12 protein-coding genes are annotated in these 15,945 nt (G+C 71.6%); 7 read left to right on the top strand and 5 right to left on the bottom strand.

What is annotated here, in order from left to right; genetic code table 11:
* The first annotated feature begins 223 nt into the window (after positions 1-223).
* Complete coding sequence (locus ACFVH5_RS39995; RefSeq protein ID WP_385838607.1) at positions 224-1,849, top strand: thiamine pyrophosphate-binding protein; 1,626 nt, start codon at positions 224-226, stop codon at positions 1,847-1,849.
* Between the two features lie 81 nt (positions 1,850-1,930).
* Entirely contained in the window at positions 1,931-2,665 is a 735-nt protein-coding gene (locus ACFVH5_RS40000) for an IclR family transcriptional regulator (RefSeq protein ID WP_385838608.1), read from the top strand.
* Between the two features lie 54 nt (positions 2,666-2,719).
* On the opposite strand, the gene ACFVH5_RS40005 is transcribed toward ACFVH5_RS40000, so the two are convergent.
* The 3 genes from ACFVH5_RS40005 to ACFVH5_RS40015 are packed head-to-tail and all read right to left on the bottom strand — an operon-like array spanning position 2,720 to position 6,385.
* A complete protein-coding gene (locus tag ACFVH5_RS40005) occupies positions 2,720-4,222 on the bottom strand; it encodes a sugar ABC transporter ATP-binding protein (protein WP_385838609.1) in 1,503 nt (500 codons plus the stop codon).
* Between the two features lies 1 nt (position 4,223).
* Positions 4,224-5,321: a sugar ABC transporter substrate-binding protein gene (locus ACFVH5_RS40010; RefSeq protein ID WP_385838610.1), complete on the bottom strand. Its 1,098-nt coding sequence runs from the start codon at positions 5,319-5,321 to the stop codon at positions 4,224-4,226.
* Complete coding sequence (locus tag ACFVH5_RS40015; protein ID WP_385838611.1) at positions 5,318-6,385, bottom strand: ABC transporter permease; 1,068 nt, start codon at positions 6,383-6,385, stop codon at positions 5,318-5,320. The genes ACFVH5_RS40010 and ACFVH5_RS40015 overlap by 4 nt, the downstream gene beginning before the upstream one ends.
* 191 nt (positions 6,386-6,576) lie before the next feature.
* Between ACFVH5_RS40015 and ACFVH5_RS40020 the strand changes: the two genes are divergently transcribed.
* Complete coding sequence (locus ACFVH5_RS40020; RefSeq protein ID WP_385838612.1) at positions 6,577-7,302, top strand: SDR family NAD(P)-dependent oxidoreductase; 726 nt, start codon at positions 6,577-6,579, stop codon at positions 7,300-7,302.
* Positions 7,303-7,333: 31 nt separating this feature from the next.
* On the opposite strand, the gene ACFVH5_RS40025 is transcribed toward ACFVH5_RS40020, so the two are convergent.
* Complete coding sequence (locus tag ACFVH5_RS40025; protein ID WP_385838613.1) at positions 7,334-8,038, bottom strand: MerR family transcriptional regulator; 705 nt, start codon at positions 8,036-8,038, stop codon at positions 7,334-7,336.
* A 164-nt stretch (positions 8,039-8,202) separates the two neighbouring features.
* On the opposite strand from ACFVH5_RS40025, the gene ACFVH5_RS40030 reads away from it, so the two are divergent.
* Positions 8,203-8,586, top strand: coding sequence for a hypothetical protein (locus ACFVH5_RS40030; protein ID WP_385838614.1), 384 nt, complete (start codon positions 8,203-8,205; stop codon positions 8,584-8,586).
* 400 nt (positions 8,587-8,986) lie between these two features.
* Here ACFVH5_RS40030 and ACFVH5_RS40035 read toward each other — a convergent pair whose 3' ends face one another.
* Positions 8,987-10,498: a M1 family metallopeptidase gene (locus ACFVH5_RS40035; RefSeq protein ID WP_385838615.1), complete on the bottom strand. Its 1,512-nt coding sequence runs from the start codon at positions 10,496-10,498 to the stop codon at positions 8,987-8,989.
* A gap of 230 nt (positions 10,499-10,728) precedes the next feature.
* Here ACFVH5_RS40035 and ACFVH5_RS40040 point away from each other — a divergent pair, with 230 nt between their 5' ends.
* From ACFVH5_RS40040 to ACFVH5_RS40050, 3 genes are all read left to right on the top strand, one after another.
* Positions 10,729-12,705: a Xaa-Pro dipeptidyl-peptidase gene (locus ACFVH5_RS40040; protein ID WP_385838616.1), complete on the top strand. Its 1,977-nt coding sequence runs from the start codon at positions 10,729-10,731 to the stop codon at positions 12,703-12,705.
* The gene (locus ACFVH5_RS40045) at positions 12,702-13,985 is read left to right on the top strand and encodes a M14 family metallocarboxypeptidase (RefSeq protein WP_385838617.1); all 1,284 of its coding nucleotides are present in this window, start codon (positions 12,702-12,704) and stop codon (positions 13,983-13,985) included. The genes ACFVH5_RS40040 and ACFVH5_RS40045 overlap by 4 nt, the downstream gene beginning before the upstream one ends.
* Positions 13,986-14,072: 87 nt before the next feature.
* Positions 14,073-15,806, top strand: a complete 1,734-nt coding sequence (locus tag ACFVH5_RS40050; protein WP_385838618.1) for a BCCT family transporter — start codon at positions 14,073-14,075, stop codon at positions 15,804-15,806.
* Positions 15,807-15,945: the final 139 nt, after the last annotated feature.

Here is a 15,945-nt window from a genome sequence, read left to right on the forward strand (position 1 = left end):
GTCGCGCAGTTCCCCGCGCCCCTTAAGGGCGAAAAACAGGGGCGCAGCCCCGTTTTTAGGGGCGCGGGGAACTGCGCGACCAGCCACGACGGCGCCGCAGACGAACACAACCGACCCGCGGCACGCACCGAGTACCGCTGAGTGGTACGCACCCCTTGCCCCCGGCGGGGCGGAACCCCGACGCTGACGGGCGACCGGTCCCCGTCCCCACGAGGAGCCAACGATGGGTCGCCGCCCCGCCCCCGCCCTGCTCGACATCCTGCGCGGCGAGGGCGTGGACCGCGTCTTCGGAAACCCCGGCACCACCGAACTGCCGTTCCTGGCAGCCCTCGCGGACGCCGAGCAGGCACCCGAGTACGTCCTCGGCGTCCACGAGGGCGCGGTCGTCTCCATGGCGGACGGCTACGCCCGCGCCACCGGCAGGACCGCCTTCGTCAGCCTCCACATCGCGGCCGGCCTCGCCAACGGACTCATCGGCCTGCTCAACGCCCGCCGCTCACGCACCCCGCTCGTCGTGATGGCCGGACAGCAGGACCGCCGCCACCTCCAGCAGGACCCCATGCTCAGCGCCGACCTCGTCGCGCTCGCCGCACCGGCCGTGAAGGCCGCGTACGACATCCAGCACGCCCGCGACCTGCCGCTCGCGCTGTGCCGCGCCTTCGCGCTCGCCGCCAGGCCGCCCGCCGGACCCGTGCTCGTGTCCGTGCCCATGGACCTGCTGGCGGAGGACACCGAGGTCGAGGTACCCGCCCGTACGCCGGCACCCAGACCCGCGCCGGCCGGGGGACTCGACCGGGCCGCCGTCCTGCTCGGCGGCGGGGCACGGCCCGTGATCGTCGCGGGGGACGGCGTGGGCCGCGAGGACGCCACGGCCGCGCTCGTGCGCACCGCCGAGGCCTGCGGGGCACCCGTGCACCACCAGCCGATGGCCGACTTCCTGAACTTCCCGACCACCCACCCCCTGTACGCGGGGATGCTGCCGCCGCGCCACGACGCGATCCGGGCCGCGCTGGACCCGTACGACACCCTGTTCATCGTGGGGGCGCACGCCTTCACCCCGCATCACTACACCCCCGGCCCCGCGCTGCCGCCCGGGATCACCGTCGTCCAGCTCGACTCGGACCCGGACGAGATCGGCCGCAACTTCCCCGCCGACCACGGCCTCGTGGGCGCACTCGGGCCCTCCCTGGACCGGCTCGCCGAACTGCTGCCCGAGCGCATCCCCGCGCACACCGCGAAGACCAGAGTGCTGCGCGCCGGCGACCGGCACACGGCGGAGCGCGGCCGTACGGAGGCCGCCGCGCGCGCCGCGTACTCCCCGGCACCTCTGGCGCCCTGGGCCGCCGCCCACGCCGTGGCGCGCGGACTCCCGCCCGGCACGGCCGTCGTCGAAGAGGCCATCACCGTGGGCCTGTTGCTCCGCAGACTCGTCCACCTCGACCGGCCCGGCAGCTACACGCACACCGTCGGCGGCGGCCTCGGCTGGGGGATCGGCGCGGCGGTCGGCCGGGCCCTGGCCGAACCGGGCCGGCCCGTGGTCGCCGTCCTAGGTGACGGCTGCGCCCTCTTCGGCCTGCAGGGCCTGTGGAGCGCGGCACGGTACGCGGCCCCCGTGCTGTTCGTGGTGATGGGCAACGGCGCCTACCGCACCCTCCAGGACACCTACGAGGCGCGAGGCGGCACCGGGGTCTGCCCCGGCACCGAGCTGGGGCGGCTCGACTTCACCCAGGCGGCCCGCTTCTTCGGAGTCGACGCGGTGCGGGCGGGCAGCGCGGATCAGCTGCGCGAACTCGTCGCGGGAGCAAGTGAGTTGACGCGTCCGATGCTCGTCGACGTGCCCCTGCGCTAGCGGGCGACTCGCCGACGACTCAGGACGACTCACAGGGACCCGCCCCTTGTCACCCGGCTGCCGGGGCCCGACCATCGGTCCATGACGGACGGTCAGGTGCCGAAGTCGGTGCTCGCGCGCGGTGCGGCGCTGCTGCGCGCCTGCGGTGAGTCGGAGGGCTCGCAGAGCCTGGCCGAGCTGTCGCTGCGCACGGGGCTGCCCAAGCCGACCGCGCACCGGCTGCTGGCCGAACTGGTCGCGCTGGGGCTCATGGAACGCGCCCCGGACGGCCGCTACCGCATCGGTCTCACGCTCTTCGTCCTCGGCCAGTCGGCGCCGTCCGCGCGTGAACTGCGGGACGTGGCGCTGCCGTTCCTCGGCGACCTGTACGAGGCGACGGGCGAGAACGTGCACCTGGCCGTCCCCGACGGACCCGACACGCTCTTCCTGGAGAAGCTCACCGGCCGCCGCGCCACGCCGATCGTCTCGCGCACCGGGGGCCGGCTGCCCGCTCACTGCACCGCCACGGGGAAGGTCTTCCTGGCCCACGACCCCCGGCCGCCCGGCCCGTCCCTGGCGCGCCTCACCCCCCGCTCCCTGGTCCTGCCGGGGCAGCTCGCCCGCGATCTCGCACGCACCCGTGCACGCGGCTTCGGTGTCAATCTGGAGGAGGCCGAGGTCGGTGTCTCCGCCGTGGCGGCCCCGGTCTACGCCCGGGACGCCCGCCCCGTCGCCGCGCTCTCCGTGACCGGTGGCACCCGCCGCCTCGACGTGGACCGCGTCGGCGCCCGGGTGTGCGCGGCGGCCCGCGCCCTGACACGAGAGCTGTCCGCATGACGGACGGGGCGTGACGGACGGGGCGGGGTGGACGGAGCTGGGTGGACGGGGCCGTCAACTCCGTTGACGTCCGTGTCCGTTGCTCCGCGCGTCCGCCCCCGACTGCATCGCCGCCGCCAGCTCGTGCTCCGTGAGCCGCCCGCCGCTCACCTCCGCGGTGATCCGTCCCCGCACGAAGACCAGGACGCGGTCGCAGACCTCCGTCAGTTCGGCCAGGTCGGTCGACGCGACCAGGACGGCCGCACCGCCCGCCGCCAACTCGCCCACGATCGCATGCATTTCGGCCCGCACCCCCACGTCCACACCGCGCGTGGGATCGTCGAGAACGACGATACGAGGGTCCGTGGCCAGCCATTTGGCGAAGACGACCTTCTGCTGGTTGCCGCCCGACAACCGGGCCACCACGTCGTGCGGGCCGCCCCGCAGACGTAATCGACCGGTCAAGTCGAGGGTGCGGCGCACGAGTTCGGCACGGGACGGCATGACACCGCCCCGGCCGAGCGCCAGCCAGCTCACCGATGTGGTGTTCTCCCACACCGTACGGTCGGTCATCAGCCCGAACCGTTTCCGGTCGCTCGGCACGAACGCCACCCCCGCCCGGATCGCGTCGCGCAAGGAGCGCGGGAGCCCCCGGTCGCCGACGCCGACCCGGCCCGCCGAGATGGACGTACGCCCGCACACCACCGCCAACGCGTCCAGATGGCCCGCCCCTTGCAGCCCGGCCACGCCCACCACCTCGCCCGCGCGCACCGTGAACGTCACGTCCGTCAGCCGCCCCGGGACGCACACCTCGGAGAGCACGACCGGCGGCGGCCCGTCGGCCGGGGCGCGCTCGCGGCGTACCGGAGGCGGTGGCGCGGCGCCCAGCATCGCCTTCACCAGGTCCGATACGCCGATCTCCTCGCCCCGTACACCGGCCAGGGTGACCCGGCCGTCCCGCAGTACCGTCACGCGGTGGGCGAAGCGCATCACCTCCTCCAGGAAGTGGGTGACGTACAGGATCGCGATGCCCCGCTCCGTGAGGGTGCGCAGGACCTGTTCGAGGCGGTCCACGGCGGCGGCCGGCAGCGCGGAGGTGGGCTCGTCGAGGACCAGTACGCGCGGTCGGCGCAGCAGTGCGCGGGCGATCTCCGTCAACTGCTGATCGGCGAGCGGAAGGTCACCCAGCAGCGCGCCGGGATCGACGTCGAGCCCCAGCTCGGCGAGGACCGGCCGGGCCGCGCGGTCCATCGCGCCCCGGTCGAGCAGTCCGAAGCGGCGCGGCGGGCGGTGGGGGAAGAGGTTCTCGCGGACCGTGAGATCGGGAAAGAGGCTCAACTCCTGCGAGACGACGGCGATTCCGCCCTCCCTGGCCCGGTCGGCAAGCCGTACCGATCCCTCGTCCGGTGCCAGGGTCCCCGACAGGATGCGTACGAGGGTCGACTTGCCCGCGCCATTCTCCCCGACCAGCGCGTGCACCTCGCCGCCCCGCAGCCGGATGTCCGCCCCGTCCAGGGCCTTCACCCCGCCGTACGACTTGACGAGTGACCGCGCGTCCAGCATGTCCCCGCGACTCATCTCAGCGTGCGTCCTTCAACGGCTTGAGCTGTGCGTCCTGGTCGCCGAGCAGCTTGTCGATCACCGGCTCGTACCAGTCGTACGCGGCCTCCGGGGACTTCTGCCGCGCGGTGACCTCGGCGATGTTCGAGGAGTCCACGACACCGCCGGGGGACAGGAACCAGCCGTCGGGCAGCTTCCCGTCCCTCTCGCGCACGGACTCGATCAGGATCGCCGTGGAGAGATAGCCCTTGAGGAAGTGCTGCGGGTCGATGGTGACGAAGTTCGAGCCGTCCTTCACCGCGTCCAGGGTCTTGGGGTCGACGTCGAAACCGGCCGTCAGCCACTTCCCGCCCTTCTCCTTCTTGATCTTCGCGAGGTTGTAGCTGTCGGCGTCCCCGACCCCGAGGAAGGCGAGCGCCTTGGGGTGCGCGGCGACCTGCGAGGCCCAGGAACTGTGGTTCTGACCGGGATCGCTGTACGTCTGGAAGGGGCCGAGCACCTTCACCCCCGGCGCCTCCTTCTTGAACGTGTCGGCGATGCCCCTGGCGCGGTTGTCGAGCACCGGCGTCCCCGGATTGGGCACCCCGACGACGATCTCGCCCTTCGGGTCGTCGCCCAGCCGCTTCAGCGCCTCCTGGGCCATCAGCTCGCCGAGCGCGTAGTTGTCGTTGCCCACATAGAACGTGATCTTGCTGCCCTCGGTGGGGGAGGTGTCCAGGGCGACGAGCGGAATGCCCTGGTCGACGGCGCGGGCGGCGGGACGGGTGAAGATCGGCGGGTCCAGGTTCTCCAGGACGATGCCGTCCTTCGCGACGGCGGTGAGGTTCTGGAAGAGCTGGACCTCGGCCGGACCGTCCGTGTTGGGCGGCCCGACGGCCTTGAAGTTCACGTTGCCCGCGTGGTCGGCGGCGCTCTCCGCGCCGAGCACCATCTCGTGCGCGAAGTTGAGACTGATGTTGGCCACCGCGATGCCCATGTCGAGCTTCCCGCCGCTCCCGCCTCCGGAGTCGTCGTCGTTGCCGCATCCGGTGGCGCAGAGGAGCACCAGCGCGCCGAGGGCGCCGGACAGGGTACGGAATCGGGGGTGCATCAGGGCCTCCAGGTGCGGTGACGTCACTGTCTGCGGTTTTCTCGGCGGCGTCCCCTGCGGCGCAGGGCGCTGTCCGCCGCGACCGCGACGAGGATCACCGCGCCGGTCGCGAACGACGTCCAGTTGATGGGTACTTCGAAGAACACGAGGCCGGAGGCGACGACGGACAGGATCAGTGCGCCGGCCACCGCCCCGACGACCGAACCGCGTCCGCCCGCCAGCGGTGTGCCGCCGATGATGCACGCGGCGATGGCCTGCAGCTCGTACCCCTGGCCCAGCGTCGGGTCCCCTGCGCCGTAGTAGGCGAGCGCGAGCACCGACGCGCAGGCCGTGGTGAGCCCGGACAGCGCGAGGGCCTGAACGCGCGTACGCACGACGGGGATTCCGCTGAACGTGGCCGCGTCGGGATTGGACCCGATGGCCCGCACCCGCGACCCGAAACGGGTACGGGCGAGCACCACGGTCAGGACCGCCGTCACGGCGACCAGCACCCACAGCGCGAACGGCACACCGCCCACGTCGCCGCCCGCGAGCGTGAAGAACGAGTCGTCCAGCGGCAGATCGGTGATCTGCTTGCCGTCGGCGAGCGCGAGCCCGATGCCCCGGAACAGCATCAGGGTGCCCAGCGTGACGATGAACGAGGGCAGCGCCAGCAGGGTGGTGACCAGCGCGTTGAAGACGCCCAGCGCGGTCCCGGTCAGCAGCATCACCGGGACCGCCAGCCAGGGCTCCACGCCTTCCCGCACCAGCAGGGCGCCGACGACCAGGCACATCGCGTAACTGCCGCCGACCGACAGGTCGACCTCGCGCATGGCGAGCGCGAAGACCATGCCGCACGCCATCAGCGAGATGTAGACGGAGTTGTGCGCGGTGGTGAGCAGGTTGTCGCTGTCGAGGAAGTCGGGGTACGGGATGCCGATGCCGGCGATCAGAAGGGCGAGGACGATCAGGACGCCGAGTTCGTCGGGGAGCCACCGGGGCGTGAGGCGCGCCGCCCACGATCCGGCCGACGGCAGCCCGAACCGCCGTGCGCCTCCGCCCTGTTCGCGGGCGCGCTCGGCGTCGTCCACGGCACGGTCGGTCTCGGTCATCGGGCACGGCTCCGGAACGCTGGCGGCTGGGTCCGCCCGCAGCGTCGGCCCGTGGGGCGTACGCGGCAACAAGGACGTTCCGGCGAATGGAACAGCGCCCGGGCCCGTCGCCGTCCGCCGGGCCGGCCGGCCGTTCCGCAGACCGGAAACGCACCCTTGCCGCCTGCCTGACGGGTCATCACACTCACCGCATGGAGACGCGTACCGCCCTGGTGACCGGCGCGGCACAGGGCCTCGGGCAGGAGTTCGCCGTCGCACTCGCGGGACGCGGCTACCGGGTCGCGGGGCTCGACCTGGTTCCGCAGCGGGAGACGGCCGACCGCATTCTGGACTATGTGGAGCTGGTCGCCGACGTCACGGACGAGACGCAGATCGGCGCGGCCCTGGAACAGGTGCTGGAACAGTTCGGCACCCTGCACGTCCTGGTCAACAATGCGGGTGTCTACCCCGAGTGCGACTTCGAGGACATCACCCCCGAGGAGTGGCGGCGCGTGATGCGCGTCAACCTGGAGGCGCCGTTCCTGATGACCCGCGCGGTACTGCCGTACCTGAAGGCGGCGGGCTGGGGCCGCATCGTGAACATAACCTCGGCCGCAGTGCTCACCGCGCCGCCCACCATGGTGGCGTACACCGCCTCGAAGGCCGGACTGATCGGCTTCACCCGCGCGCTCGCCTCGGCGCTCGGACCGCACGACATCACCGTCAACGCGATCGCGCCGAGCATGGTCCGCACGGAGACCGCCGCGCGGACGGTCGGCGCGGACGGCGGGTTCGAGCACGTCCGCGCCCAACAGGCCGTCCCCAGGACCCAGGAGCCGTGCGACCTCGTCTCCACCCTGCTGTACGTGGTCGACGAGGGCAGCGGCTTCCTGACCGGCCAGACCCTCAACGTGGCAGGCGGTTCCGCCTACTTGTGAGACCTGCTTGTGAGACGCGGGCCGGGGCGGTTCAGGAGTTCCTGAGCCACTCCCGGACCTCCTCGTTCAGCGACCGCTGAAAGGTCGTCAGTAAGGCCTGCACCACGAGTGGTTGCATGTACGCCGACAGGTCCCGCACGGCCTCGACGGACTCGTGCTCGGACACCTCGTCCCGGAACAGCACGGAGAGTTCGTGGGCGGCGGCACGCGTGTGCTTCACCATGACGTTGCGCGCGGCGAGGATCGTCTCGTGCGCCATCGGTACGTCGAGCAGCTGGACGCCGAGCCGCAGCAGCCCGAGATCCACCCGGTACGTGTCCGGGCCCGCCGCCTCCCTCAGCACACCCATCGCGGCGAGCCGGTTCAGGTCCTCCTGCCCGAGCGGGCGCCCCGCCCGGCGCTCCAGCTCGACCCGGACCACCTCCTCCGCCGCGTCGGGCGCCCAGGAGGCCACCACGGCCCGGTGGATGGCCAGGTCCTGGGCGCTGAGGCCGTCCGGCAACTGCTGCAGATAGCGCTCGATCCCGGCCAGCGTCATCCCCTGCTGCTGCAGCTCCTCGATCAGCGCGAGCCGCGCCAGATGCTCCTGGCTGTAGTGCCCCACGCGACGCGGCCCGATCACGGGCGGCGGCAACAGCCCCTTGGTGCTGTAGAAACGCACCGTCCGCACGGTCACCCCCGCCCGCGCGGCCAGCTCGTCGACGGTGAGCGTCGGCTCCCCGATGTCCGTCGCCATACCTGCTCCTTCACGTACAACCCCCACCACCGGACACGGCAGCGGTGAAACAGTATTGCTGTCTCACCTGAGTTGTGAAAGAGACCCCGGACTTGGCCAAACGGTGAGTTCCGGTCAATAGTGGCGCAGATGTACGTTGCTGCGCCCGCATGATCGGGTAAGTCATGGCCATGGTCCCCGTGGCGTTGCCGCTGTTCGTCGTCGCCGTTGTGTTCTACCGCCGGGTACTGCCCCGAATACGACAGGCGGGCGACGCGGGCGTTGAGATACGCGACGAGGCAGGTGACGGGCCCGCCCCGGCGGAGGAGGACGCCGTGGCGCTCGCGGCCACCCGCGCCGAGGGCCACCGCGCCCGCGACGCCATCCTGGCCGAGGGCCGGGCCCGCCGGGCGGCCCACTGCGCCGCCGCCGAGACCCAGCTCCTCATCGCCGTCTCGGAACTGGCCTCGAACCTGGCAGCGGACGGCCCCCGCCCCGCAAGGCCCACGGGGAACGACGCCCCCGCCCACCCCACAACCCACACGGCCCCGGCGCAGCCGCGCCCGTAAGGTCCGCGGGGAACGGCTCCCGGCCACCCTCGGGCCTGCACGGCGCCAACGTCACAGGCCCGCGCCCCCTGGCCTGCCCCGGCGCAGCCGCGCCCGTAGGGGGCGCGGGGAACTGCGCGCTCAGCCACCCTCTGGCCTGCACGGCCCCACCGTCACAAGCCCGCACCCCCGGGCCCGCCTGAAGGGGCGCGGGGAACGGCGCGCCCGGCCACGACGCATCCCGCACGGCTCCACCGTCGTAGGCCCGCATCCCCTGGCCCACCCCGGCGCAGCCGCGCCCGTAGGGGGCGCGGGGAACTGCGCGGCCAGCCACCTCGCGACCCGCACAGTCCCACCGGCACAAGCAAGCCCCCCCCCCAGACCTGCCCCCGCCGGCGGAGCCGGACTGGCGGAGCCGGACTCAGTGGGCGTGGACGGAATTGGTGGCGGCGATCTTCTTCCAGGACTTCGGCCGCACAGGCGCCGTCGGCGCCGTCCCCGACCCCGCCGCCCCGGGCGCGATGGAAGCGGCCCGCGCAGCGGGCACCCCCGGCTTGGACGGCTGGTACAGCCACGTGTCGAACAGCCCCGCGAGCGGCTGCCCCGACACCGACTCGGCGTACCGCACGAAGTCACCGACGGTCGCGTTGCCGTAGGCGTACCGCGCGGGCCAGCCCTTCAGGACGGCGAAGAACGCCTCGTCCCCGACCTCGTTCCGCAGCGCCTGCAAGGCCAGCGCCCCGCGGTCGTACACCGCGATGTGGAACTGGTTCTCCGGCCCCGGGTCCCCGGGGGCGACGGTCCAGAACGGATCCTCCGCTGGCCGTGACGCGTACACGTAGTCCGCGATCTCCTGCGCCGTGCCCTCGCCCTCGTGCTCCGACCACAGCCACTGCGCGTACCGCGCGAAGCCCTCGTTGATCCAGATGTCCTTCCACCCGGCGACCGACACGGAGTCGCCGTACCACTGGTGGGCGAGTTCATGGACGACCACGGACACGTTCGTTCCGCTCGCGAACTGCCGCGGGCTGTAGAACGGCCGGGTCTGCGTCTCCAGCGCGTACCCGGTGTTCGTGTTGGGGACATATCCGCCCAGGGCGTTGAACGGATACGGGCCGAAGTACTCGGCCAGCCAGTCCGCGACCTCCCCGGTCCGCTCGATGCTCGCCCGCGCGGCCCCGTAGTTGTCGCCCAGGTCCTTGCTGTACGCGTTGACGATCGGGATGCCGCTCTCCGACGTGCCCGTGGTGACGTCGAACTTCCCGACGGCCAGCGTGGCGAGGTACGTGGCCTGCGGTTTGTTGGACCGCCAGTTGTAGCGCGTCCAGCCCGCCCGCGAACTCGTCGACTGCAGCGTGCCGTTGGAGATCGCCTGGGACCCGTCCGGCACGGCGACCGACACGTCGTACGTGGCCTTGTCCAGCGGGTGGTCGTTGCTGGGGAACCACCACCAGGCCGCTTCGGGCTCGTTCGCCCCGACCCCGCCGTCCGGCGTGCGGTGCCAGCTGGTGAACCCGTACGCCGTCTTCGTGGACGGCACCCCGCTGTAGCGCACCACGACCGTGACTGCCGTACCGGCGGGCAGCGGGCTCTTCGGCGTGATCTCCAGCTCGTGCTCGCCCGAGGTCGTGAACGACGCCTTGGCGCCGTTGACCCGCACCTCGCTCACATCGAGCAGGAAGTCCAGATTCAGACGCGAGAGATCCTGGGTGGTCTTGGCCAGCAGGGTCGCCGTGCCCTCAAGACGGTCCGTCGCCGGCTGGTACGTGAGCCGCAGGTCGTAGTGGGAGACGTCGTACCCGCCGTTGCCGTACGCCGGGTAGTAGGGGTCGCCGATGCCCGGCGCCCCGGGCGAGTGGCTCGCGGCGGATGCCGGGATCGCCAGCAGCAGGGAGGCCACGAGCGCGCCCGGGGCGATGAGTCTGCGATGCACGTCAAGCTCCAAGTCGTGGGGGGCGGGAAGTCTGTCCGGAGCCTATTCACGCGCTGTGGGCCCACCCCTGTCCATGGCCGCTCCTGTCACACGATCGCCATTCGGCCGACACGTGTGCCGCCAACACACGAGATCCGGCCCGACGCACCTTTCAAGCCACACCCGATGAGGAGGCCGACACCCCAATCGGCCCCCTTTTGCACGAGAGTTGACCGGAGTACCTTCCGCGCATGCGGACACCTGCGCGCTACATGCGCCTCATCACCTGGAGATCGCTCGCGACGGCGGCCACCGCCGCCCTGATGGCCACGTTCCTCACCCCGGCCGTCGCCCACAGCGCTCCGCGGGAGAGCACCCCCGTCTACTCGTACGACAACGCCGTCCGTGAGTCCGTCTGGGTGGACACCGGGCTCGACGGCGACAGCGACGGGCGGACCGACCGGGTCGCCGTCGACATCGTCCGCCCGAGCGAGCCCGCCCAGCAGGGCCGCAAGGTACCCGTGATCATGGACGCCAGCCCGTACTACTCCTGCTGCGGCCGGGGCAACGAGAGCCAGCGCAAGACGTACGACGCGGACGGCGACGTCGTCCAGATGCCGCTGTACTACGACAACTACTTCGTACCGCGCGGCTACGCCTTCGTCGCCGTCGACCTCGCCGGCACCAATCGCTCCGACGGCTGCGTGGACGTCGGCGGGCGTTCCGACGTCCAGTCCGCGAAGGCCGTCGTCGACTGGCTGAACGGCCGCGGCAGGGGCTACACCTCCCGTACGGGGGACACGAGGGCCAAGGCCGGCTGGACCAACGGCAGAACCGGCATGATCGGCAAGAGTTACGACGGCACCATCGCCAACGGGGTCGCCGCCACCGGCGTCGAGGGCCTGGAGACGATCGTCCCGATCGCGGCCATCTCCTCCTGGTACGACTACTACTTCGCCAAGGGCGCCCCCCTTTACGACTCCGGCCCGGAATGGCTGTCGGACTACGTCGAGAGCCCTGACGCCCGCGCCAGGTGCGCCGCAGTCCAGCAGAAGATCGTGGACGGGGCCCCGCGCACCGGCGACTGGACGACGTTCTGGACCGAGCGCGACTACGTGAAGGACGTCCGCAAGGTGGACGCCAGCGTGTTCGTCATCCACGGCATGCAGGACCTCAACGTCCGCCCGAAGCACTTCGGCCAGTGGTGGGACGGCCTCGCGAAGAACGGCGTCGACCGCAAGATCTGGCTGTCCCAGACCGGCCACGTCGACCCCTTCGACTTCCGCCGCGCGGCCTGGGCCGACACCCTGCACCGCTGGTTCGACCACGAACTCCTCGGCTACGACAACGGCGTCGACGACGAGCCGATGGCCGACATCGAGCGCGCCCCCGACCAGTGGGCCACCTCGGCCGTCTGGCCGCCGCGCGGCACCGACACCGTGAAGCTCCGCCCGGCCAAGGGCGAGCAGGCGGGCGTCGGCACCCTCGGACTGCGTACCGGAAAGGGCACCGAGACCTTCACCGACGACCCGGGCCAGGACGAGACCGACTGGGCCGCCGAGATCGACCGGTCCACCTCCGCCAAGGCCGGCTTCACCACCCAGCCCCTCACCCGTGACGTCCGTCTCTCCGGCTCCTCCAAGGTGACCGTCACCGCCACGCCGACCACGACGAGCGCCCATCTGTCCGCGGTCCTCGTCGACCTCGGCCCCGACACCATCCGTGACTACTCCGCAGCCGGCGAGGGCATCACGACGCTCACCGGGCGCACCTGCTGGGGACCGAGCACCACCGGCGACAGCTCCTGCTTCAGGGAGACCGCGGCCAGGACGACCGACGTCGAGTACACGGTGTTCAGCCGCGGCTGGGCCGACCTCGGCAACCACTCGTCCGCCACGAAGGGCGAGCCGCTCACCCCGGGCAAGGCGTACACCCTCACGCTCGACCTGCACGCGAGCGACCACGTCGTCCCCAAGGGCCACCGGCTCGCGCTGATCGTCGCCGGTACCGACCAGGGCCTCATCGACCCGCCGTCGACCACCCCGACGCTCACGCTCGACCTGTCCCGTACGTCTGCCGCCGTGCCGCTCGTCGGTGGGACCGCCGCGTTCGCCCGTGCCACCTCCGGATCCTCGTACGTCACGCCCGACGCGATCCTCGACGGCGTCGGCGAACCGCGCGCCACCCACCGCGTTCCCGGAGACGTTCTTGGAGGCGGCGACCGATGACACTCCGTAGGACCGCGGCTCTCGCCCTGACGGCGGTGGCGCTCACCGCACCCCTCCTCACCGCGCCCGCCCACGCGTCCGAAAGCCCGCCCCGCACCGGGTTCGAGCGGACCGACGGAGCACGCTGGACCACCCAGCCCGAGGAGCAGACCTTCCTCGCCGCGGTCGACCGGGCGAGCGACCGCGTCTCGCTCAGCCGGATCGGCACCACGAAACAGAACCGGCCCGTCCAACTCGTACGCGTCGGAAACCCGCGCGCCGCCACCACCGTGCTGCTCGTCTGCAGCCAGCACGGTGACGAACCGTCGGGCCGCGAGGCCTGCCTCACCACCGTCCGCGATCTCGCGTACGCCAGGGACGCGCGCACCCGCGGATTCCTCGACCGCACCACGCTGCTCGTCGTGCCCACCGCCAACCCGGACGGCCGGGCCGCCGACACCCGCGGCAACAGCGACGGCGTCGACATCAACCGCGACCACCTCGCGCTGCAGACGGCCGAGGCACGCGCGACGGCCGCCGTCGTCCGCGACCGGCAGCCCGACGTGGTCTACGACCTGCACGAGTACGGAGCCACACCCCCCTACTACGACAAGGACCTCTTCGACCTCTGGCCGCGCAACCTCAACACCGACCCTGCCGTGCACGACGAGGCACAGACCCTCTCGCAGACGTACGTACGGCCCGCCGCGCAGGCCGCCGGGTACTCGACCGGGACGTACGGCATCTGGACCGACCCGGTGACCGGCGACCCGATCCGGCAGGTCGCCGGTGACGGACAGGAGCGGATCCTGCGGAACATGACCGGCGTCAAGCACGGCGCCGGACTGCTCATCGAGAGCCGCGTCGACCCTCTCACCGAGGCCGAGAAGGCCGACGAGGCACTCAACAACCGACGCCGCGTCCACTCCCAACTGGCCGCGCTGGGAGGCCTGTTCGACTTCACCGACGAACGCCGCGGTCGGCTCGGGGCGGCCACGTCGGCAGCCCGGCTGGCCGGCTACCGGGACACCGGACCGGTCTACACGGGAGGCGCCGACAACGACCCTGCCGAACCGTCCGAGACCATCGCGGACCCGCCCTGCGCCTACCGGCTGACGGCGGACCAGTACGCGGACGTCAAGGACGAGCTGGCCCTGCACGGAGTCTCGGCGCGACCGGACTCCGACGGCGCCGGGGCCCGCGTACCGCTGCGCCAGTCCCTGCGCGCCCTCGTCCCGTTGCTGCTCGACGAGCGGGCGCCGTACCACCTGACGGTTGCGGAACCCGACACCCGCTGCTGAGGCGGTTGGGATCGGCGGTACCTGTGGTAGGTCGTAGACACACGATCAGGAATGTGTGCCGAACGCTTTCCAGGGAAGGTGCCGCCGATGACCGAAGATCTGAAGGACAGGGGAGGCCGGGACGAACCGGCGGCCGTCCCCGGCGGCCCGGAAGCCCGAACGGACCAGGGGTCCCGCCCCCGCACGGACTGGGTGGTGTTCGGCGTCACGGCCGCACTCACCGTGGCGTTCGTGATCTGGGGAGCGGTGGCCACCGACTCCCTGGAGAGCGCCTCCACCACGATGCTCAACGGCCTGATCCACAACGGCGGCTGGGCGTTCATGCTCGCAGCCTCCTGTTTCGTGGTCTTCGCGCTGTGGCTCGCGATCAGCCGCTACGGAAGAATCCACCTCGGTGCGGAGGGCGAGGAGCCCGAGTTCCGCACCGTCTCCTGGGTGGCGATGATGTTCAGCGCCGGCATGGGCATCGGACTGATGTTCTACGGCGTGAGCGAACCGCTCTCGCACTACACGTCACCCCCGCCGGGCACCACGCCCGCCGACTCCGCGGAACGCATGGAGACGGCGATGGCCACCACCCTCTTCCACTGGACCCTGCACCCGTGGGCGATCTACGCGGTGGTCGGCCTCGCCATCGCCTACAGCACCTACCGCAAGCGCCGGCGCCAGACCATCAGCGCCGTCTTCACCCCGCTCATCGGCGAGAAGCACGCGAACGGCTCGGCCGGCCGGGCGATCGACATCCTCGCCATCATCGCCACCGTCTTCGGATCGGCGGCCTCGCTGGGCCTCGGCGCCCTCCAGATCGGCTCCGGCTTCACCGAGCTGGACTGGATGGACAAGGTGAGCAACGGACTGCTCGTCTCGATCATCGCCGTGCTGACCGTGGCGTTCGTCGCCTCGGCCGTCTCCGGTGTCGAGAAGGGCATCCAGTGGCTGTCCAACATCAACATGGTGCTGGCCCTGGTGCTCGCGGTGTTCGTGTTCATCGCGGGCCCCACGATCATCGTGCTCGACCTGCTGCCCACCTCGATCTTCTCCTACCTCGGTGACCTGCCCCAGCTCGCCGGCCGCACCGAGGCCAGCGGCGGCAAGGGCGTCGCCGACTGGCTCGGCAGCTGGACCGTCTTCTACTGGGCGTGGTGGATCTCCTGGACGCCCTTCGTCGGCATGTTCATCGCCCGCATCAGCCGTGGCCGCACCATCCGGCAGTTCGTCGGTGGCGTCATCCTCGTGCCCAGCACGGTCAGCCTGGTCTGGTTCGCGATCTTCGGCGGTACGGCGATGAAGCTGAAGGAGGGCGGCGCGCTCGCCGGCAAGACGACCCCCGAGGGCCAGCTCTTCGGCGTCCTGCAGGAGTTCCCCATCGCGACGGCCACCAGCCTGCTCGTGATGATCCTCGTCGGCATCTTCTTCGTCTCGGGCGCAGACGCCGCGTCCATCGTCATGGGCACGCTCTCCCAGAAGGGCGCCCTCGAACCCGGCCGGTTCGTCGTGATCTTCTGGGGTGTGGTGACCGGTGCGGTGGCCGCGATCATGCTGCTCGTCGGCAGTGGTGACGGGGACGCGCTCACGGGCCTGCAGAACCTCACGATCCTGGCCGCCGCGCCCTTTGTCCTCGTGATGATCGGCATGTGCGTCGCCCTCATGCGGGATCTGCGGCGGGATCCGGTCATCGTCCGCAACGAGATGGGGTCCGAGGCGGTGGAACTGGCCGTGATCGAAGGCCACAAGAAGTACGACGGCGACTTCGAGATCCGGGTCGGCCCGGGTGCCGGCACGGAAACGGACGGCGACCCGCTGGGGCACGACCACACGTAGTCGGGTGCCTGCGCCGTTCCCCGCGCCCCTGAGAACGACAGGCGACGGGCCGGGTCTCGGCTGCGGGTTCGCCGTGGCTGATCGCGCAGTTCCCCGCGCCCCCACATACCCAGGGGCGCGGGGAACTGCGCGACCACAG

This window comes from Streptomyces sp. NPDC127119 (assembly GCF_042677425.1).
Classification (GTDB): domain Bacteria; phylum Actinomycetota; class Actinomycetes; order Streptomycetales; family Streptomycetaceae; genus Streptomyces.